This is a genomic window from Maridesulfovibrio ferrireducens (assembly GCF_016342405.1).
Taxonomy (GTDB): Bacteria; Desulfobacterota; Desulfovibrionia; order Desulfovibrionales; family Desulfovibrionaceae; genus Maridesulfovibrio; species Maridesulfovibrio ferrireducens_A.
On sequence record NZ_JAEINN010000009.1, the window covers coordinates 81,498 to 99,831 of the forward strand.

The 18,334-nt window shown below is 44.1% G+C and carries 15 protein-coding genes; 8 read left to right on the top strand and 7 right to left on the bottom strand.

The features are described 5' to 3' along the window. The first annotated feature begins 40 nt into the window (after positions 1–40). The 4 genes from JEY82_RS11265 (at position 41) to JEY82_RS11280 (ending at position 3,714) form a co-directional block, all read left to right on the top strand. Entirely contained in the window at positions 41–673 is a 633-nt protein-coding gene (locus JEY82_RS11265) for a MerR family transcriptional regulator (protein ID WP_304085488.1), read from the top strand. Between the two features lie 126 nt (positions 674–799). After that, positions 800–2,698 carry a molecular chaperone HtpG gene (gene htpG, locus JEY82_RS11270; RefSeq protein ID WP_304085489.1) on the top strand — a complete coding sequence of 633 codons (1,899 nt, stop codon included), beginning with the start codon at positions 800–802 and terminating at the stop codon, positions 2,696–2,698. A 191-nt stretch (positions 2,699–2,889) separates the two neighbouring features. After that, positions 2,890–3,243: an Hpt domain-containing protein gene (locus tag JEY82_RS11275; RefSeq protein WP_304085490.1), complete on the top strand. Its 354-nt coding sequence runs from the start codon at positions 2,890–2,892 to the stop codon at positions 3,241–3,243. Positions 3,244–3,348: 105 nt separating this feature from the next. Further along, positions 3,349–3,714 (top strand): response regulator transcription factor, encoded by a 366-nt coding sequence (locus JEY82_RS11280; RefSeq protein WP_304085491.1) that lies wholly within the window; start codon positions 3,349–3,351, stop codon positions 3,712–3,714. Positions 3,715–3,810: 96 nt separating this feature from the next. Here the strand turns inward: JEY82_RS11280 and purE are convergent, their stop codons facing one another. The 6 genes from purE to JEY82_RS11310 all read right to left on the bottom strand — a co-directional run bounded on the left by purE (position 3,811) and on the right by JEY82_RS11310 (position 11,440). After that, positions 3,811–4,308, bottom strand: coding sequence for a 5-(carboxyamino)imidazole ribonucleotide mutase (gene purE / locus JEY82_RS11285; protein ID WP_304085492.1), 498 nt, complete (start codon positions 4,306–4,308; stop codon positions 3,811–3,813). Further along, positions 4,305–5,576 (bottom strand): phosphoribosylamine--glycine ligase, encoded by a 1,272-nt coding sequence (gene purD / locus JEY82_RS11290; RefSeq protein ID WP_092158587.1) that lies wholly within the window; start codon positions 5,574–5,576, stop codon positions 4,305–4,307. Before purD ends, purE begins: the two co-directional genes overlap by 4 nt. Before the next feature lie 66 nt (positions 5,577–5,642). Continuing rightward, positions 5,643–7,319, bottom strand: a complete 1,677-nt coding sequence (locus JEY82_RS11295; protein WP_304085493.1) for a methyl-accepting chemotaxis protein — start codon at positions 7,317–7,319, stop codon at positions 5,643–5,645. 35 nt (positions 7,320–7,354) lie between these two features. Continuing rightward, a complete protein-coding gene (locus tag JEY82_RS11300; RefSeq protein WP_304085494.1) occupies positions 7,355–9,877 on the bottom strand; it encodes an HD domain-containing protein in 2,523 nt (840 codons plus the stop codon). After that, the gene (locus JEY82_RS11305; RefSeq protein ID WP_092158581.1) at positions 9,877–10,215 is read right to left on the bottom strand and encodes a P-II family nitrogen regulator; all 339 of its coding nucleotides are present in this window, start codon (positions 10,213–10,215) and stop codon (positions 9,877–9,879) included. The genes JEY82_RS11300 and JEY82_RS11305 overlap by 1 nt, the downstream gene beginning before the upstream one ends. Positions 10,216–10,237: 22 nt before the next feature. Further along, positions 10,238–11,440, bottom strand: a complete 1,203-nt coding sequence (locus JEY82_RS11310; protein ID WP_304085495.1) for an ammonium transporter — start codon at positions 11,438–11,440, stop codon at positions 10,238–10,240. 405 nt (positions 11,441–11,845) lie between these two features. Here JEY82_RS11310 and JEY82_RS11315 point away from each other — a divergent pair, with 405 nt between their 5' ends. After that, a complete protein-coding gene (locus tag JEY82_RS11315) occupies positions 11,846–12,727 on the top strand; it encodes a metal ABC transporter solute-binding protein, Zn/Mn family (protein WP_304085496.1) in 882 nt (293 codons plus the stop codon). A gap of 223 nt (positions 12,728–12,950) precedes the next feature. On the opposite strand, the gene JEY82_RS11320 is transcribed toward JEY82_RS11315, so the two are convergent. Beyond that, positions 12,951–13,184, bottom strand: coding sequence for a hypothetical protein (locus JEY82_RS11320; RefSeq protein ID WP_304085497.1), 234 nt, complete (start codon positions 13,182–13,184; stop codon positions 12,951–12,953). 320 nt (positions 13,185–13,504) lie between these two features. On the opposite strand from JEY82_RS11320, the gene JEY82_RS11325 reads away from it, so the two are divergent. The 3 genes from JEY82_RS11325 (at position 13,505) to JEY82_RS11335 (ending at position 18,295) form a co-directional block, all read left to right on the top strand. Then, a complete protein-coding gene (locus tag JEY82_RS11325; RefSeq protein WP_304085498.1) occupies positions 13,505–15,055 on the top strand; it encodes a sigma-54-dependent Fis family transcriptional regulator in 1,551 nt (516 codons plus the stop codon). A gap of 243 nt (positions 15,056–15,298) precedes the next feature. Then, positions 15,299–16,963 carry a hydantoinase/oxoprolinase family protein gene (locus JEY82_RS11330; RefSeq protein WP_304085499.1) on the top strand — a complete coding sequence of 555 codons (1,665 nt, stop codon included), beginning with the start codon at positions 15,299–15,301 and terminating at the stop codon, positions 16,961–16,963. A gap of 12 nt (positions 16,964–16,975) precedes the next feature. Next, positions 16,976–18,295 (top strand): histone deacetylase, encoded by a 1,320-nt coding sequence (locus tag JEY82_RS11335; protein ID WP_304085500.1) that lies wholly within the window; start codon positions 16,976–16,978, stop codon positions 18,293–18,295. Positions 18,296–18,334 lie beyond the last annotated feature (39 nt).

Here is an 18,334-nt window from a genome sequence, read left to right on the forward strand (position 1 = left end):
ACTGTTCAATACATTACCTAAAGCATTGCGGAGCATAACCGTGACGGATAAGAAACTTCTCTCCATAGCAGAAATATCCCGCTTACTGGAAGTCCCGGAATCAACTCTTCATTACTGGAAAAACCGTTTTGCCCAATACCTGCCCAGCGCAGGAAGAAACCGGCAAAAAAGATTTAAACCTGGAGCTGTTGAAATTTTTTCACTCATAGCCTCCATGCTTAAACAAGGCCATACCACTGAAGATGTCATGGCTGAACTTTCCAGAAAATATCCGGTTAATGTTGCCATTGAACAGACTGCGTATGATATGACACAGCAACCAGCTTCCACCCAGTTTCAGCAGATCAATATGGAGCCGGCTATTCAGATGGCGGCCGCTATGGGCGCAGAGATTTCTAAATCCATCACTGAAGGGTTGAGAGGGTTACTTTCCAATATACCACAACTTTCCTTCCCTTCCGATGCGCCAATATCCGAAGAACTCCGCTGCGGAATGGAAAAGACAGCTAAAGATTTAAATGAACAGGGTGAGAACATTCAAACCCTTCAAGAAGAAAATACATGCCTCAAAGATAAGCTGTCCATAATGGAAGCTGAACTCGTCAGATTACGCAAAGACAGACGGGAACTTGAAAAGTACCTTCTTGACAAGATGAAAGCCGTAACTAAATAGCCTACGTGCAAGCCCGAATTGCAGCCGTTATCACGGAGCAGGGCTTCCCCCCTCATTTACACCAAATTCAGCCTTCCGACTGTCAATCCGGCAGCCGGAAGGAATTTAATTATTGGAGGAAAACTGATGACTGAACAGACAGAAAAATTCGAATTTAAGGCTGAGATCAACCAGCTTCTGGACATCCTGGTCCACTCTCTTTACACAAACCGCGAAATATTCCTTAGAGAACTCGTATCAAACGCATCCGATGCACTTGATAAGATGCGCTTTGAAATCAATCGCGACCCAGCTCTTGATGACGAGATTGAATCTCAGATCAGCATATCCTACAACGAAGAAGCCAAAACTATCACCGTTGCCGACACCGGAATAGGCATGACCAAAGAAGAAGTCATGGCTAACATCGGAACAATCGCTCATTCCGGCTCTGCTGAGTTTATCAAACAGGCTGCGGATACAAATGAAAGTCTGGACAGCCTTATCGGACGTTTCGGCGTAGGTTTCTACTCCGCATATATGGTTTCCGACAAAGTTATTGTCCGCACAAAATCTTTCAAAAAAGATGCTCCCGCTATTCAGTGGACTTCTGACGGCAAGACCAATTACGAACTAACCATTCTTGATGAAGAAATGACTCATGGAACATCCATTGAGATCTTCCTTAAAGAAGACATGGTTAAACGGTTCGGTTCCGAAGACACACTCAAAGGCATCGTATCCAAGCATTCCAACTTTGTATCTTTCCCCATCATGATCGGCGGAGAAAGAGTCAATACTGTAACAGCTCTCTGGCGTGAACCTAAATTCCAGATCAAGCAGGAACAGTACGAAGAATTTTATAAATTCCTCACATACGATCCCAAGCCCCCCATCAGCACACTTCACTTCTCTGTTGATGCTCCTGTGCAGTTCAACAGCCTTCTTTTCGTGCCTGAAAAAGATCTCGATATATTCGGCATGGACCGCGACAATTGGGGAATTGATCTTTATGTCCGCAGAGTTCTAATTGAACACCAGAATAAAAATATGCTTCCTGAATACCTCAGCTTCATCAAAGGAGTTGTGGATACCGAAGACCTGCCTCTGAACATTTCCCGCGAGACTCTTCAGGACAACCTGCTCATCGGTAAAATTCGTTCAACAATGACTAAGCAGGTTCTCTCCCAGCTTGAAAAAATAGCGAAAGATGATCCTGAAACATATGCAAAATTCTGGAAAGCTCATGCTAAAATATTCAAAGCCGGGCATCAGGATTTCTTAAACAAAGATAAATATGCAAACCTGCTCCGTTTTGATTCATCTAAATCAGACGGTGACACTTTTGTATCATTTGATGATTACATTGAACGCGTAAAAGACGAACAGAAAGAAATTTACTATGCGTTCGTTGCCAGCCGCGAAGCTGCCAACCTGAACCCGCATCTTGAAATCTTCCGCAACAAAGACATCGAAGTTCTGTATCTCTACGAGCCTATTGATGAATTCGTTATGGAAAGCCTCCGCGAGCACAAAGAGTTCGCGCTTGTTTCCGCTGAATACGCAGACCTTGAAAAGCTGGATAAGTTTGAATCAGCTAAAAAAGAAAACGAAGCCACTCCTCTAAGTGAAGAGCAGGCTAAAGACATGGACGCTCTTGCCGCCAAAATGAAAGAAGTTCTCGGCGAACAGGTAGCTGAAGTCAAAATATCTGAAAGACTGAGCGACAGCCCTTGCCGTCTGATCAGCCCGAACGGAGCAATGACTTCCTCCATGGAAAAAATCATGAAGGTCATGAATAAGGACAGCTCTGTCCCTACCAAGACCATGGAAATCAATGCAGACCATCCTCTGCTCCGTTCAATGCTTGAAATTTTCAAAGTGAACGCTGACGATGAATTCATTGAACTTTCATCAAGACAGCTACTGGAATCCGCTCTCCTGCTTGAAGGTTACCTCAACGACCCGCATGCACTTGTAGGCAGAATTCAAAACCTGCTGACCAAAGCCGGCGGATGGTATGCTGAGCTTGAGAAAAAAGACTAGCTCTCTCATATAAGTTTGTAATTAAAAAGGCCCTGACCGCTTATTTGCGATCAGGGCCTTTTTTGATAACATTTCAAAGTCCATATTGAATACAATGTATTGATATGTTATTATAAAAAAATTATTAGTGAATAATTGAACCGGAATTCAATATCGAGAAGTATAATATACAAAAATTGTAGGTAGCTTATATGAATTTAGCAGAATATTCTGACCGCTTTGACATTGAGGCTGCTTTAGCCCGATTTTCTGGAGATAGTGAACTGCTCGGTGAAGCAATCGCAATTTACAAAGAAGAAGCCGTTAAGCACCTTAAAGCTATAGGTGAAGCACTTCAAGTCGGCGATATGGAAAAAGTTTGCATTCTAGCCCATACGTTAAAAGGCGAGTCAGGAGCTGTCGGGGCAATCGCTGCCCAGCAAGAAAGTTCATCTCTAGAAAAAGCCGCTAAAAACATAGATAAAGATAAAATTAACGATCTTTACAGAAAAGTTTCGGAAGAGATTTCAATTGCTTTCCAAATATTGCCGGATGTGATCGAATAAAATGTGACAAACTGACGTTATTTACGGATTCCCTTCCATTTTTTGAAAGAATATTATAATTTTAATTATTCATAATTTTTTAGCTGAAAATAAAAAGAAACAAGAATGAAAACTATCCTTCTCATTGATGACGATCCAAAAATGCTGGATCTTCTCAAACACTATTTGAGAAAAGAGTCTGTATATATTCTATCCGCACCTGACGGAGAAGAAGGCTTGGAACTATTCACAGCTAATGCTGTAGACCTTGTCATAATTGACATTTTCATGCCCAATATGGATGGAATTCAGACAATACTTGAGATCAAACAAAAGAAAAGTGATAGCCAAATATTGGTAATTTCAGGAGGCGGGGAGTACACAGGGCTGGAATATCTTAAACAGGCCAAAGCTCTCGGAGCTAAAGAAGCGCTGGTAAAGCCGTTTACTCAGGAAGAATTCCTCAAAACCGCACACAAGATGATTGATTAGTCATATATTTAACAACAAAAGAAACCGGACTTGATACAATATCAAACCCGGTTTCCAATAGTTCTAATTACAAACTAATCTATCTATATTGACAAGCTATGCTGATTCAAGTTCAGCAGCGGCTTGTTCAACAGCTTCGACAAATTCACGTCTAGCCTGATAAATCTTTTCAGCAATTTTATCATCATGCAAAGCCAAAATCTGAGCAGCCATCCATGCGGCATTCTTTGCTCCGACTTTATCAAGAGCAAGTGTTCCGACTGGAAATCCCGGAGGCATCTGGACTGTAGCAAGAAGCGCATCCATTCCGCCGAGAGCAGAGCCGCAAATAGGCACTCCAAGTACGGGTTTGATCGTTTTAGCAGCCACGGCTCCCGCAAGATGAGCGGCAAGTCCGGCGGCGCAGATAAAAATCTGACATCCTTCTGCTTCTAAATCCTTCACAAGTTTCGCAGTCCTTTCGGGTGTGCGGTGTGCGGAAGAAACCGTGAAAGCATGCGGGATACCAAGTTTGGTCAACAAGTCGGAACAGGGCTGCATTGTATCTCTGTCAGAGATGGACCCCATAAAGATTGCTACTTTTACTGCACTCATTTTTTAAGACCTTTATTTCCTATGTCACGACGGAAATACGCATCCTTGAAGGAGAGCTTTGATACAGCTTCGTATGCTCTGACCTGTGCCGCAGCAAGATCAGACCCGAGAGCTGTTACTCCCAGTACGCGTCCGCCGTTGGTAAGAGTTTTGCCGTCTTTGTACGTTGTTCCGGCCTGAAAAACCTTCACACCTTCAACCTGCTCAGCTTCATCAAATCCAGTAATCTCCATTCCCTTTTCATAAGGTCCGGGATAGCCTCCGGCAGCCATTACAACGCATATGGTTGTTTCAGGCTTCAGCTTAACTTCCACTTCTGAGATTCTGTTTTCAACACAGGCAAGCATGATCTCGGCAATATCGCTGTCCAGACGCATAAGCAACGGCTGGCATTCAGGATCACCGAATCGAACATTATATTCAAGAACTGAAGGGCCGTCAGGAGTATACATAAGTCCGGCGTAAAGGATACCTACAAAAGGTTCTCCTCTATCCGCCAGAAGTTTGAGTACCGGCTTGATGACCAGTTCTGCTGTTTCTTCATATTTTTCACGAGGCAGAATCGGAGCAGGACTATATGCGCCCATGCCGCCGGTATTAGGCCCGGTATCCCCTTCGCCCACAGCCTTGTGATCTTGAGCGGAAGGAAGAAGTGCGTAATCTTCACCGGAACAGAATGCCAGAAAAGAAGCTTCTTCGCCTTTCAGCGCTTCCTCAACGACAACTCTTTCACCGGCAGAGCCGAACTCTTTTTTAATCATCATAGATTCAAGGGTTTCAATTGCCTCTTCAACAGTTGAAGCAACAACAACGCCCTTACCTGCGGCTAACCCGTCAGCCTTTATTACAATCGGAGCGCCTTTGCTTTCAACAAAAGATTTAGCACGCTCAAATTCATCAAAAACCTGAAACGGAGCTGTAGGAACGCCGGAATCACGCATAACCATTTTTGAGAAAGCTTTACTTCCTTCAAGATTAGCTGCGTATGCTCCGGGACCGAAGCAAGGAATACCCTCTTTGCTGAGAGCCTCTTTAATGCCCAGAACAAGCGGCAATTCAGGCCCTGCAACTACGAGATCTATTTTATTTTCTTTTGCAAATTTAACCAGTCCGGGTAAATCATCGTCTTTGATCGGAACGTTAGTACCTTCCAGACGAGTTCCCCCGTTTCCCGGTGCGATAAAAATTTCAGAAACTTTTGGACTCTGCCCGAGCTTCCAGGCAAGCGCGTGTTCCCTTCCGCCTGAACCGACTATAAGTACTTTCATGATTTCTCTCTCCACTGATTAAGCTAGGCCTCACTTAGATAAATATCGGCATTTTGGCAAGAAAAGCTATACGGTAATCCGCACATCTGCGGCAATAACTCCCAGCACTTCACCTTTTGAATTAAGAAAAGGCCCGGACACTGTGATACAATTATGTCCGGAAGCTGCGGATTTATAAACATCAGAAATATACAAGGTCTTATCTTCAAGCGGACCAGAAAACCAAGGACGTTTGGACCAATTTTTACCGAATGAAGACTTATCTTCTTCATACTTCTGTCCATGACCGGAAATATTGCTGACTGTCTGAACTCCGCTCTGATCGGTAATATACAGAAGTTCAAGAAATTGATTGCTGCGCACAGCCCTCCTCATTGCACGTTCCTGTAATTCACGGGAACGTGACTGAACATCCGGCGACTTGGCAAGCAAACTGATAACTTCCTGAACTTTACCATTACCAACCAACTGAAACACACCTATCATATCATCAAGGTCCGATATGCGTCCACCAAGAACGGTCACGGATTCAGTTGCGCCGGACATGGCTTCATCTGTTTCATCAGAAATAGAATGAACTTCAGTGATTGCTTCCCTTACAATGTTGCTGGCCTCTGCCTGCTGAACTGCTTCCTCCGCAATTTTGCGAACCCTTTCAGAACTTTTACCTGCGAGCGAAACAATTTCAACAAGAGCTTCACCGGACATGGAAGCTAAATCAGAGGCTTCCCCGGCAAGACCTGCAATAGAATCGACTCCGGCAATTGTGTGCTCAACATGTTTCTGAATTTTACCTATTTCGGTTCCAACGTCGCGGGTGGCGTCCATAGTCTTTTCAGCAAGGTTGCGGACTTCATCCGCGACAACGGCGAATCCGCGCCCTGCATCACCGGCTCTGGCAGCTTCAATTGCAGCATTCAAAGCCAGAAGATTAGTCTGATCGGCAATATCAGAAATGACATTCATAATATTTCCGATTCCGTCAGCCTGTAATCCTAGACCGGCAACAAGCCCATTAAGCTCGTTTGAATTTTCAAGAACAGATCCGATGGATGAAATTGTTTTCTTAAGCACAACTTCACCGGACTGAGCCTGTGTTGCAGCGCTTTCAGCATCGTCAGCAGCAGCTTCCGCGCGTGATGCAGACTGAGTTATGGATACATCAATCTGTTCCATTGAGGATACAACCGAAGCCAGCAATGACTTCTGTTTTCCTGCCCCGTCACGAGCTCGAACAGAAGCATCGCCAAGGAGTGCGGACTCATTGCGGATTCCTTCGACAGCAGTTTCCAAAGTTTTTGCAGCGGAAAGTAACCCCTTACAACGAGCCTCTTCAGCCTTACCACGGGCCTCGTCAGCAAGCCGATATGCTTTCCTTTTCTTATCTTTTTGTATCTTAAGATGTTGTTCGGCATCATAAAGTTTAACAGTCAAATCTTGTACAAGCTCGCCCAGCATCACAGCTTCGGGATAATTTTTAAAAACTGTTTCTAAATCACCTTCAAATGTTTGCCCGCCGGATAAACATTTCATCCATTCATTTCCTGATGCGCAATCTCTGCATGCCCGTGCACCGAAGATAAAATCTACGACAAGAATCATTGCCAACCCGCCGGCAAAAAGACCTGCCAAAGGCAGCACACTGCCAGACTCAAACAATTCCGGCATGAAAACTAGAAAAACACCAAGAATAAGAACAACCAAAGCGTCTATAATCATATGAATTATCGTCTTATAAAGCACGCAATACTCCCTTGAAAAAACTTTTTAATGCTATTTTATTGAGCACTCGAAACTGCATATTCCAAAGCAACCACAAGCTCCTTTACATGCTCGCTGTCTTCAATTTTACCCCAACCCGCGTTTTCCACATGGAACACATCAAACACACTGCTTCCGGTGGTAGAAATCCTTGCCATCCGCAGATCAACATTCATCCGTGAAAAAGTTACAGCCATATCATAAAGTATTCCTGAACGATCTTGAGTTCTTACTTCAATGATAGTGCATAGTTCACTGGAATCATTATCCACAGAAATCTGAGTGGGAACTTTTTGAGAATTTGTCTTCGCAAAAAATGAATTTCGTTTCTTATGCAGCCTGTAATCAAGTGAAAGCCGACCGGTCATGGCATACATTATGGACCTTTCCACCCGCGCCCAAAGATCCGTTGGAGCGCTTTCGGCTGAGGGACTTTCAACTGTAAAAATGTTCACAGCGGTCCCGTCAGACCATGAAAAAATATCCGCAGAAAGAATATTTATTGAATGAAGTGCCAGCACTCCGGCCTGTGCAGCAAAAAGAAAATCCTGATCCCGGGCTGTAATCACAATTATTGTTCTTCCGTCAGCAATATTTTCAACAGAACGAACAATATTCAATCCTTTCCCGCCCTTTCCGCTCGGCTTGCGAATCAAATCTTTTTCATAGGCCGCATTAAAGTCAATTACCTGCTCCATGTGGCAAACAATTTCTTCCGGCTCTAGACTTAAAAGATATCTGTCCGGCATTGCATCAAGCATTGAGTCAACTAATGAACCTTCCATAAGTTCGGAGGAAAGAATCTTAACTCTAGCTCGTGTTTCAACAATTTTTTGATCATTATCAAACTCATGAACAAACGCTTCAGCCAGAATATGCTCAAGCCCTGAGTAGAGTTCTCTGAGCAAAGATTCACTCCACGAATTCCAAACGCGCGGGCCTGTCGCCATTGAGTCAGCCATTGAAAGAATAAAAAGAAGTTTCAGTCTTCGCGTGGTTCCAACTTTGTGGGCAATTTCAAGCAAGGAGTCTCCATCACTTAAGTCAATGCGTCTTGCCCCCTTAACAAGCAGCAGGTGCTCCCGTACAAGGAAAACGACGTCATCTTTAAACTCAGAGGGGAAAGTGGTCCGTGACAATATTTCTGCCGTTATTTCAGCACCGCATTTATGGTGATCACGACCACCTTTTCCTATGTCGTGAAAAAAGGCTCCGAGCATCAATATATCGAGATTAGCGGGAGTAAGTGTTTCCCCTTCAAATTCATCTTTATATATATCGCAGCATTTATGAACAGTTAGCAGCGAATGCCTTCCGGGTGGATAGCGATGATATCCGTCATACGGAATCAAAGCCGCAACTTTGGAAAATTCAGGCAGGAAAGAATTAAACACACCGCTGTCGAGCATTTCGAGCGAAGACCGCCAGCCATATGGAGCTTCTAAAATTTTAATCAGTAAATTTAGAGCATCACCTAAACAAATATCTATTTCACTATTGATGTTCGCGACAGCCCGTCTGGCTTCACGAGTTAAGGGATTACCATTTCTAGATTTTATTTCAAAAAGATTGAGAGCTGATTTTAAACTGATTGGGCCGGACCATTTTATAAACTGCTGCGAATCTTTAATGAATGATTCCCGGTAGAGAGCATCTCCCATGGACCGGACGCGAATCATTGCCGCATGCAGCTCATTTAAAAGATCGTTCCCCCGCTTTGCCGGAGAATATCCCTTTACTCCGCAAAGCGAAGCTACGTCGGCAAGCCTTTCAATATCCAGACGATCCTGCTTGCGCCTTGCTGTGAGGTGTAACGCCGAACGGACTCTTATTAATAAGGCCTCGTCTCTGCGCAAATCAGCAAGATCATCAGAATTTAACGGAAAGTAATCGCCTTTTACACCTGCACACCAATGCACAAACTGAACATCGCGAAGAGTTCCCCATCCATTTTTCAGATCCGGCTCAAGAACAACCGAATCCATACCAACTCCCACAGCCTTGCGATTCTCCCACAGAGTTCTGCAAAAAGAATCTCCTGCTACGGTTAAAACCTTCTGAGTAAATTCACCCGAAAGAGTTTTAAACAATTCTTCATTTCCGGAGATAAACCGTAAATCCAAAAGCGACGCCAACACTTTAAAATCACTCTTTGCAAGCTCTACATTCTGCGGAACACTGCGCACGCCGTGCCCTACCTCAAATTTCAAATCCCACAAAGGGTGGAACAAAAAGGCAGCCAGATTTTCAAGGACATCCGCCTTTGACAAATCTGTAAGTACTAAAACATCCAAATCTGAAAAAGGTGAAAGCTTACCTCTCCCGTAACCACCCACCGCCAAAACAGAAAGCCCGGTACAGTCGGGTAAAACCCCACTTACAACGGCTTCTGCAAGTCTGGCGTTGAAATAACAATCCACCAGAAGAGCCATTCGCTGAGAGAAATCCTGCGGCATACTCTTAGAGCATGCCGCAAGGAGAGCATCCCGCCCTGCACGAAGATTTTCAATCGATGCTTCCGAGCCGGACAAATTCGACATTAAATTGCATCCAACCCCGTTTCGCCGGTTCTGATACGCACCACTTCGTCAACAGATGTGACAAATATTTTACCATCACCGACTTTTCCGGTCAGTGCGGAGTTGCGCACAGCTTCAAGCACTTCAGGAACTCTCTCAGCCTCAACCACTATTTCAATTTTAGTCTTGGCAATAAAATCAACCTGATATTCAGCTCCGCGATACACTTCTTTATGACCGCCCTGACGACCGAAGCCTTTAACTTCAGTGACAGTCATTCCTTTCAAACCAAGTGCGGCAATAGCTTCCTTCACATCATCAACCTTGAACGGCCTGACTATAGCTTCTATTTTTTTCATAATTATAACCTCTTAAAAATATTTAGAACTGATACCCAGCTTCACTGTGCTCCGCGACATCAAGTCCGATGGATTCCGCTTCTTCGCTAACACGAAGGCCGCAAACAGCATCAACGGCTTTGAGAAGTATCCAGCTCATGACGAAGCAATACCCCCATGTGCAGACAACAGATTCAAGCTGAATCCAAAGCTGTGCAGGATTTCCATAAAACAAACCTTCTGCCCCTATGCTTGCAAAAAGACCCGTTGCAATTGCGCCCCATGTTCCGCCAAGACCATGAATTCCTACAACGTCAAGTGAGTCATCATACTTAAGAATAGATTTCAGCAGAATGCCACCATAACAGATTATACCGCCGCCGAATCCAATAAGAATCGCAGCCATCGGCGTGACAAATCCGGCAGCAGGAGTAATAGCAACAAGCCCTGCTACAGCACCGGAAGCCGCCCCCAAAGTTGTAGCCTTGCCACCATGCAGACTTTCAGCAAGCAACCAGCCGAGAAGTCCGGCGGCGGCTCCAAGATGAGTTGTCACAAAAGCATTTGCCGCAATACCGTTTGCAGCAAGAGCGCTGCCTGCGTTAAATCCGAACCACCCGAACCACAAAATCCCAGCTCCGAGCAAAGTCATAGGCAAGTTATGCGGAATGAATGACCGTTTTCCGTACCCTTTACGTTTTCCAATCACTAAGCAGGCTGCAAGAGCTGCTGCTCCTGAACTCATATGGACAACGGCTCCTCCCGCAAAGTCCAGCGCTCCTCTTTCCCCCATCCAGCCTCCGCCCCAAACCCAATGACACATGGGGGCGTATACAAAAATGATCCATAAAGAAGAAAAGATCAAAAGAGCCTTGAATTTCATACGCTCAGCAAAAGCTCCTGTGATAAGCGCAGGGGTAATAACAGCGAACATACCCTGAAAAATCATAAATAAAAGATGAGGCAGATTATCAGCCGGACTGTTCAGCGTATCAATTCCGACACCATCCAAAGCGAAAAAGTTCATTCCACCGATAATCCCACCGATATCATCGCCAAAGGCCAGAGTATAACCAATGACGGCCCATATAATTGAAACAAGACCAAGCATCACAAAACTCTGCATTATAGTGCCCAAAACATTTTTATTCCGCGCCATGCCCGCATAAAAAAGTGCAAGCCCCGGAGTCATAAACATTACCAAGGCAGCACAAATAAGAATAAATGAAGTATCCGCTGCATTCATTTTTAAAACCTCCCACCCATCTCGACATTTTACTATTTTTTACATTTATGTATTTTGATATCGTCAAAAAACATAATATTTGCCAATTTTGCAAAAAAACTAATTCAGATACACATATCCTAAACAGATAGAGCACTCTTCGTGCCAAATGTGAACAAAATAAGTCGAATTATACATATTTGACATTTGGCGCACATTAAACACAAAGACTATGAAAGGTTTTATACATTTTAAGCAAAAAGAAAGCGATGTCTCCATATAAAAGAAACACCGCATCATTCTACTTGTTTTTCAGCCCAAATGGGATAAATTTATCCAAATCATTTATAAAAAGTTAACATTAGTCCTTACCTGTTCATCGAATATACAGCTAACTGATTTCTTATCTTTTACACGGAGAAGTTTATGCCCGCTTGCAAATTGAAATATATATTTACAATTGCGCTTCTGTTAATCGGCACAGTTGCGCACACCGCCCCTTTACAAGTGACGGTTTCTATTGTTCCACAAAAGTATTTTGTAAAAAAAATTGGAGGAGATCTAGTTGATGTAAATGTAATGGTCAGACCGGGCCGTAGCCCTGCCATATACGAGCCACAGCCTCGACAGATGGCGCAGCTCAGCAAAGCGGCTATCTATTTTGCCATAGGGGTTCCGTTTGAACAAGCGTGGCTTCCAAGATTTAAATCTGCAAATACGGACTTAAAAATCGTTCATCTCAGTGAATGCGTGGTCAAACAACCAATGCAGGAACATCTCCATGAGGAAAAAGAACATCGCGACCATAACGAAAACTTTCTTACAGACCCGCACATATGGCTGTCTCCGCCTCTGGTTAGAATCCTAACCATTCAAATCAGAGACTCTCTGATAGAAGCAGACCCTAAAAACGCAAATATTTACCGGAAAAATTATTATACATTTGCCGGGGAAATTGATGAGCTGGATAATGAATTGATTAACACCTTCAAAGACTCAACTAACCAGCAAAGCTTTATGGTCTACCACCCTTCATGGGGATATTTCGCAAGAGCTTACGGACTCAGACAAATACCTATCGAGTTGGAAGGCAAAGAACCCAGCCCCAAAGAAATGACTCATATAATTGACTTTGCCCGTAAGAATTCAGTTTCGACCATATTCATTCAGCCGCAATTCTCAAGAAAGAGCGCACAGGCAATCGCCTCTTCAATAGGTGCAAGAATTCTGGACGCAGACCCTCTGTCCGCAGATTGGGATGAAAATCTCAGAAAAACAGCCAAAGCCTTTCTTAACGGCTCCCACTGATCTTATAAAGAAGGATAAAGACAAATAGAAAAGACAAGACAGAATAAAACAAGACTGGACATAAAAATTTAAAATAACGAACAAATTAGAACTACTCAAAAAGACTCGAGGGCCAGGAGTAATAACACGGGCATAACCCGAGCTTACATCCTGTACGCAAGGTACTGCCCACCTTGAAACAACTTAGCTATCGAGCCTTTTTGGGAAACCCTAACTTTTAGAATTAAAAACTAAGCACAGCCAGAAGAGTGAGCATAAATGTGACAGGCCCGCGAAGCATAAAAGAAGCAGTCACAGACTTAGGCATTTCCGCTGCAATCTTTGACCGAAGAGCCTTAAATTCTCTATTCATTTCGCGGTCTTTTATTGTTCTGAGAGATCTGGCCTGACGGGATTCGCCTCGAAGCAGTTCCATATCTTGCCTGTGAACTGTAAGCAGGCTTTCAATATTATTCATGAAAAAATCACTCCATCTTATATACTGAACAATTCAAGTGGATTATCTTAAGAGGATTGTGAACCGGGGAGACCCGAAGGGGTCGGGGAGGTGGAGTGGGTCCCCCCGGTCCATACTTGACTAACAAGCTAACTTCCTTAAAGCACCATCCATGCCAAAACTTGATATTTATGTTAAAAAGAGCTCCACACTATACAGGTCACCGTTCTTGTTATTTTAAAACTATCCAATCCCTTTCTTTCAAACCTTGATAATTAATCAACTTTACGATATATCATAAAAAATCCCAAATAACACAAACGTGACAAAAGAAAAAACAAATGACTATTTCAATCGACGACTACAAAGCTCTATCACAAGAACTGGACCCTGAAAAATTACAAAGAACCATTCTCAACCTACTTTTGAAACTACAGAATGTTGAGCGGGGTTCGCTTTGGATTGAACGGGACAGCATGTATGAATGTGTTGAAGCTCTAGGGCATCAAAGTGAAGAACTTAAGGGTATCAAGCTTAATCCTAACAAAAAAAGCATTGTAGGGTGGGTCATTCAAAACGGCAAAATGACTATCGCTGAAGCTGGAGCAGATGCCAGACATAACAGCCAGTTTGAAAACAATTTTAAAGTTAAAAGTAAAAATATATTATGCTTTCCGCTTCTACTTAAAGGCAAAGCAGTCTACGGGGCGGTTCAGGTCATTGATACCAGTTCGGACGGAGATCACTTAAACCTGAATCCTGAATATCTCACAATGCTTCAAGATGTTGTAGATATAGGATCTATAGCCCTGCGCAATTCTTTAGAATTTCAAACGCAACAGCGCAAATACGCACAACTCAGCAGGACTTTAAGCTGCCTGAGAGAAAAAAACTCTATTGTGGGCAAAAGCGCCTCAGTCAATAAAGCTCTTAAGCTTGTTAAAAATTACGCCGCAACAAACTATCCTGTACTTATTTCCGGGGAATCCGGAACAGGTAAGGAACTTTTCGCCCAAGAAATCCACGCCCAAAGCGGACGGGCTGATAAACCTTTTTTAACACAGAACTGTAGCGCGATACCGGAAAACCTTCTTGAAAGTGAATTGTTCGGATATGTAAAAGGAGCTTTCACCGGAGCTACCGCAAACAAGTTAGGGCTTTTTGAAGCAGCAGACGAAGGAACTGTTTTCCTTGATGAAATCGGAGATATGGACATCAATCTTCAGGCAAAAGTCCTTAGAGTTCTTCAGGAAAATGAAATAAAACCGCTCGGCGGAACTCGCACCCGCAAGGTAAATGTTCGCATAATTTCCGCAACGAACCGTAAACTGGAAGAAGAAGTGCGCTCTGGGCGTTTCAGAGAAGATCTTTATTACCGGTTGAATGTTTTGCCTCTGAAACTACCCTGCCTGAACGAAAGACAAGAAGACATTCCCCTGCTGACCGAATACTTCTTAACCAGAGAAGCTTCCTTCAGCCACATGCTGCCTAAAAAATTAACCCCTGAAGCTAGGACCGCCATGAAAAATCATAAATGGCCGGGCAACATTCGAGAACTGGAAAACGCAGTTAAACAATTTCAGGCCATGGTTCCCGGAGACACTATTCAACTGGCAGACCTGCCCCCTCACATTGCTTCTCCCGTGACTACCCCCTCAATAAGAACCCTGACTCAGAAACGAGGTTCAGCTCTTCGCTCCAACAGCAAAGAAGCCCCTGCAATGGATATTTCTGTGTTTACATGGACTGAACTTGAATCAACGTATGTCTTGAAACTTTTAGAAAAACATAAATGGAACGTCAGTCAGGCTGCACGAGCCGCCAATCTCAATCGCTCTACATTCGATTCGCGCATGAAGAAGCTCGGCATTACTAAAAAGATAGATCAGTAAGCCTGAGATTCATCCCGATCAAAGTATAACGCCGCTTACGTGAAGGTTCATACCACTTACAGTAAAACATCTGGACGGCTCAGTTGCGGGGGTGCTATTATTACTCTTGATTAAAATTCCTGAAATCCAGTCATATTCTGTTTATGAATGTGCAGGTATATCGGGTTAAAACCTATTGTAATAAGAGATTATAAGCTTCCCATACTTCTTCATGGGTGAATTCCCACTTCAAGGATTTATCAAATGCTCCTTCTTGGAATAGACGTCGGCGGAACTCATACTGATGCAGTGGCTTTAGGCCCGGACCGTATAGAAGCTCAAGTTAAAGTCGCAACTAACCATGACGACCTCCTCTCTTCTATCAGAAATGCGCTGGGTGAAATTGTCCGCCAAACCGACCCCGCACGCATCAAACAGCTCAATTTAAGTACGACCCTTTCTACAAACGCCATTGTTGAAGGGAAGCTTGAAGATGTCGGAGTAATTGTTTCGGCCGGCCCCGGACTCGACCCGCATTCTTTTATGACCTGCAAAGATTTTCATGTCATCCCCGGATCGCTTGATCACCGAGGCTCAGAAACCAAACAACTGAACAACCTTGCTCTCGAAGAAGCGATTTCCTCCTGCCGTAAGTCCGGTGTTAAAGTATACGCTGCTGTTACCAAATTTTCTCCACGGAACCCTTCTCACGAAAAAGCAATAGAGCTTGCCGTGGGTGACAACGCTGATTTTATAACCCTCGGGCACCAGATCACAGGACGCTTGAATTTCCCCAGACGCATTGCAACAGCCTTCTATAACTGCGCTGTCTGGCGTATTTTCAACAATTTTGCAGACGCTATTTCAGGAACACTTGAGGAAATGGGACTGGGCCACATAAAGGTCAACATCCTTAAAGCTGACGGTGGAACAATGCCGTTGCCTTTATCCAGAAAAGTTCCGGTTCAATCTATTTTTTCCGGCCCGGCCGCAAGTGTAATGGGTATTATAGCTCTTTGCAAAATCACCCACGACTCCATCATCTACGATATAGGCGGAACAACAACCGACATTGCCATCTTTGTCGGAGGCACCCCGCTTATCGAACAGGAAGGAATCAACATCGGTTCTTACCCGACACTGGTGCGTGCGCTAAAAGTTCATTCCATCGGGGTCGGAGGTGACTCCGCCATTTCAATCCTTGAAGGGATTGTACGAGTTGGACCGACAAGACTCGGACCTTCTATTGCTTTCGGAGGGAAAACTCCAACTCTCACAGACGCTCTTATCTGGAAAGGTTCATGCGACTGCGGAGATATCGGCAAATCCAAAGCTGGTTTTGCTGTTTTTGCCTCTAAAATGGACATAGACCCTGAAGATCTGGCTGATAAAGCAATTGAAAATGCCATTAATAAAATTCACGACTCAACCCGTGAGCTTGTGGAAGAAATTAATCAGCAACCAGTTTATACCATTCACGAACTGCTTGAAAACAGACGCATAGTTCCACGTAAAATTTATATGATGGGTGGCCCAGCCAAAGCCATGAAAATGGATATTTTCCGTAAATTCAGGCTTTCTACGGAAGTGCCGGAAAACTACGATGTAGCAAATGCAATCGGCGCGGCTTTGACTCGAACCACAACTGAAATTGAACTTTTCGCCGACACCGAACGCGGCGTAATGTTCATCCCTTCACTTGGCTACAGAGAAAATGTTCCCCGCAACTACAAACTTGAAAATGCGGAAAAAGACGCCATGAACCACCTGCTCGCCCATCTTGGCGAAATGAGCGTTGCCGCAGACGGGGCCAATGCGCTCATAACATCATCTTCCTCTTTTAATATGATGAACGGATCTACCACTGTGGGCAGAAATATCAGAGTTAAATGTCAAATCAAACCCGGCGTGGTCCGGACATATTCATAAAACGGAGTTTTTATGCTCAAGGCAGAAAACAGTCTGGGAATCATATTTTTCCCTGCGTTTGACTGGGCAATTTCACCGACCCACCCGGAAAGAGAAGAACGCCTCCTCTATACACAGGATCAACTGCGTGAAGAGGGACTTTTTGATATTGAAGGAATCCGCGAATATAAGCCCGAAGTAGCAGAAACAGTAGACATCGAAAGAGTCCACTTCTGCTTTCCTGAAGCCGAAGCCATCGCCACCCGCTCTCACTATATTTCAGCAGGCGGAGCCATTAAAGCCGCCGAACTCGTTATGCAGGGAGAAAGAGACCGCGCCTTTGCCTTAGTACGTCCTCCCGGACATCATGCAATGAAAACGGTGCAAGGTTCACGCGGATTTTGCGCTATCAACATTGAAGCGATTATGTGTGAACACATCCGTGAAAAATACGGCCACAAACGCATCGCCATTATAGATACCGATTGTCATCATGGTGACGGTACACAGGATGTCTACTGGCACGATCCTGACACTCTATTTATATCTATGCATCAGGACGGACGAACACTTTATCCGGGTACCGGCTTTCCAAAGGACGCTGGCGGACCTAAAGCTCTGGGACGCACTATCAACATCCCGCTGCCACCCGGAACCTCCGATGCCGGATTCATGATGGTCATGGAAAAAATAGTCATGCCCATACTGGATGACTTTAAACCGGACTTGATCATAAACTCCGCAGGACAGGACAATCATTTCACCGACCCGATAACCAATATGAACTTTTCCGCACAGGGCTATGCCGCACTGAACTCTATGCTGAAGCCCGACATTGCCGTTCTGGAAGGTGGATATGCCATTCAAGGAGCTTTGCCCTATGTCAATCTGGGAATCAGCCTAGCAATGGCGGGAGTTGATTATTCACATGTCCGTGAACCGGGCTGGAACCCTATTACGCTAAAAGAACCAGATGATGTAATGAAATATATTGGAATGCTTTGTGACAGTATCCCGGACATTTATTTCAATCCGCCCAAAGAAAGCAATGAAGGCATTATCAACGGGAACTGGTCAGTTCGTCACCGCACCATTTTCTATGACACGGAAGGATTCACAGAGTCGCAGACGGAATCATTATTACTCTGTGACGAATGTCGCGGTTTATTGAAAGTAGAAACGCAAAAAGAAAACGGCCCCATGGGCTTCGGTATTGAAATTCCCATCGGAGCCTGTGATAAATGCCGGAACACCGGATATTCTTTACTGGAAGAAGCACAGGTCAAAAGCAAATATCGCTACATGCAAATGATCAACCGCAAAGATAAAGAGTACATGCGCTACGGATTTTGAAAAAAGAAAAAAAAGTTCCTCAGGTTTTGAGGATTTATT